Below are 2226 nucleotides of genomic sequence, written 5' to 3' on the forward strand. Positions count from 1 at the left end.
ATCGTGAACGACTCGCGCTTCAAAGTATGCATCCGGTGGAGCGGAGCAGGCGCGGTGCAGTTCCGTCGCTGCTTTCATGAACCGGCCGATTTCAGGCTGGAGTGAGGTAGGTTTGTTCCTAACGCCTCGACAGGGCATTTCCCGACGGGTTAAGAATAGCCACGCTAGGACATTCTTCCTCTCTCGCCCCGCGTTAGCAAGCGCCGATTTGTATGATAAGAATCTGTGTTTTCCCTCCCTTGATTGATTCGCCCGCTACAGTCTGCTCTGGCGGGTTCTCTTTTGTCGGAACCTCGGTCTGACCGCAATACCGGTCGACGGTTCCCGATCGTGTGGGTCTTGGAAAACCGGCGTCGCTGAGCCGGGGCTAGGGGCGACGCGACGCCGGCCGGTTCCAGCCATATGCGGATGGCGGAGACGCTGATCAGTTTGCCCGATTCTCCTGACGCGAGCGCGGAGATTCGGGAAAGCTAACAGAATTCAATCAACACGGCGGCTCGGGAGAAGCTCACTCCGCAGCGAGGCGCACACCAAGTATCGCTCGCCCTTTAGGGGTCAGCCTAGGATTTGGCCCTTCGGTGCAATACCCTTCTCGGGTGAGGGATTTCAGGCAGGTCTTCACCCAAGTCTCTGACTTGCGGGTTCGCAACCCGGCGAGCATCTCCAGGACGTCACGCTCTTGCGGGAAAATGTAGCTCACAGTGACCACTCCGATGTTTGCAAACGTTGTCAGCCGGCCGCCATGGGGTGTGGGGTTAGATATGGCGACCAGCCATGCAGCGCAAGCGGCGAAGATGCTCAGCCTCTCGTCCCGGTCCGATCAATCGGCAAATTTTCCGGCTACATAACCCTGAGATCGGTCTGGAAATCCTTTGAGATGCTATCCAACGCCATCTTGATGTCGTCGGGGCTGTCGATGCCGCCATAAAGAGCGATTAGGCGACGCGCTACATGCTCTCGCGCCGCCGAACAGCGCGGCGAGCGCACGCCGCACGCGCCTGGTGTTGGTGCCAGCCAGATAGACCGACGCGATCAGCGCGTCGGCGGCCATCGTGCGCCGCTGATAGGCGCGCAAGGCCTTGCTCTTCCATTCCACCGTCTTGTCTTCGCCGGCATCGAGGCGCGCCCGCGGAACCGATCTCGGTGATGCCGAAGGTCCCTGTCAGCGTGCGCGTCCGGTGGCCGTGGCGGTGGCCGGCGACACCGGCGCTCTCACTGCGCGCCGCCGCCTGCCGGCCATAACGGGGACGGGCAAGCACCGCGTCCAGCTCGGTCTCGAGCATCGTCTCGATGAAGCCGCGCACCCGCTCGCGCAGGCCAGCTTCGATCGGGTCGAACCAGTTGTCGAAAAGATAGTCCGTAACCTCAGCCTCGGGGTGAACGGCTTCGGCATTCATGCTAGGCCTTGCCATGGCGTAGTCTCCTGTCCGGCGCTCTAACGCCGGCACGATTCGAGGTTTCACACCCCGGAGACTACGGCAACTCACAATTCCAACCACTCCCGCGACGGCACCCGCTTGCCGGTCCTGACCAGCGCGCCGGCCTGGCTGATCTCGCCGACATGGTGGGGCCGTGTCGCCAGCCAGAAGAAGCCCTTTGTCCCCACCACGCCCGGCCACGGCCTGCCGACGAAGGCCTTTCTCATCGGATCGAACTGCCGCCGCTCGCGATAGACGAAGGAACGGATACCGTATTCCTCGGTCTCGGGAACATGATCCCTGAAGCCGTACAAAGCGATCGGGCAGCGCTGGCGGTCGTGATTGCCTTGCGAAAGAAATAAGTCACGAAGCGGGGACTAAGATGACGATCGGGTCCGTATACAAGTTATGAATGGTCAGAACCCCCGCTTCGATGTCATAGGCCAACTCGCCGTGCTTCGGCGTTACGCCCGATCGTTGACGCGCAGTGATGCCGATGCCGAAGATCTGGTGCATGATGCGCTGGTTCGGGCGTATGAACGGAAATCGACATTTCGGCAGGCGGGCAATCTCCGAACCTGGCTGCTTTCGGTGCTTCACAATGTATTTGTTGACGGCTACCGGTCACGACATTCGGCATCTGGCCGCGTTGAACAGGCAGCTGTGCTCGCCGAAGCCCATCTGCCGCCACCACAGGATCACGTCGTCCGGTTGGCGCAGATCAGGACGGCGTTCCTGAGCCTCGCGGAGGAGCAGCGCGCCATCACCTCGTCGCAATCGAAGGGCTTTCCTACGAAGATGCTGCGGC

At 61.2% G+C, this 2226-nt stretch carries 1 protein-coding gene and 3 pseudogenes; 1 reads left to right on the forward strand and 3 read right to left on the reverse strand.

Features of this window, described 5'->3' with window-relative positions; all coding sequences use genetic code 11:
* Window positions 1-961: 961 nt before the first annotated feature.
* The 3 genes and pseudogenes from MAXJ12_RS37725 to MAXJ12_RS39010 all read right to left on the reverse strand — a co-directional run.
* Window positions 962-1412 (reverse strand): annotated as a pseudogene (locus MAXJ12_RS37725) (transposase); the annotation flags it as partial.
* An 83-nt stretch (window positions 1413-1495) separates the two neighbouring features.
* A pseudogene (locus MAXJ12_RS22380) lies at window positions 1496-1732 on the reverse strand (GTP-binding protein); the annotation flags it as partial.
* Window positions 1733-1781: 49 nt separating this feature from the next.
* Window positions 1782-1934, reverse strand: a complete 153-nt coding sequence (locus MAXJ12_RS39010) for a hypothetical protein (protein ID WP_244421552.1) — start codon at window positions 1932-1934, stop codon at window positions 1782-1784.
* On the opposite strand from MAXJ12_RS39010, the pseudogene MAXJ12_RS22385 reads away from it, so the two are divergent.
* Window positions 1872-2226 (forward strand): annotated as a pseudogene (locus MAXJ12_RS22385) (sigma-70 family RNA polymerase sigma factor); the annotation flags it as partial. The gene MAXJ12_RS39010 and the pseudogene MAXJ12_RS22385 sit on opposite strands and share 63 nt — an antisense overlap.

The organism is Mesorhizobium alhagi CCNWXJ12-2 (assembly GCF_000236565.1).
GTDB classification, from domain to species: Bacteria; Pseudomonadota; Alphaproteobacteria; order Rhizobiales; family Rhizobiaceae; genus Allomesorhizobium; species Allomesorhizobium alhagi.

What these genes read in the sequence shown, in the direction of transcription:
- MAXJ12_RS39010 (WP_244421552.1), bottom strand. Translation starts at nt 1,934, where the DNA reads ATGCACCAGATCTTCGGCATCGGCATCACTGCGCGTCAACGATCGGGC.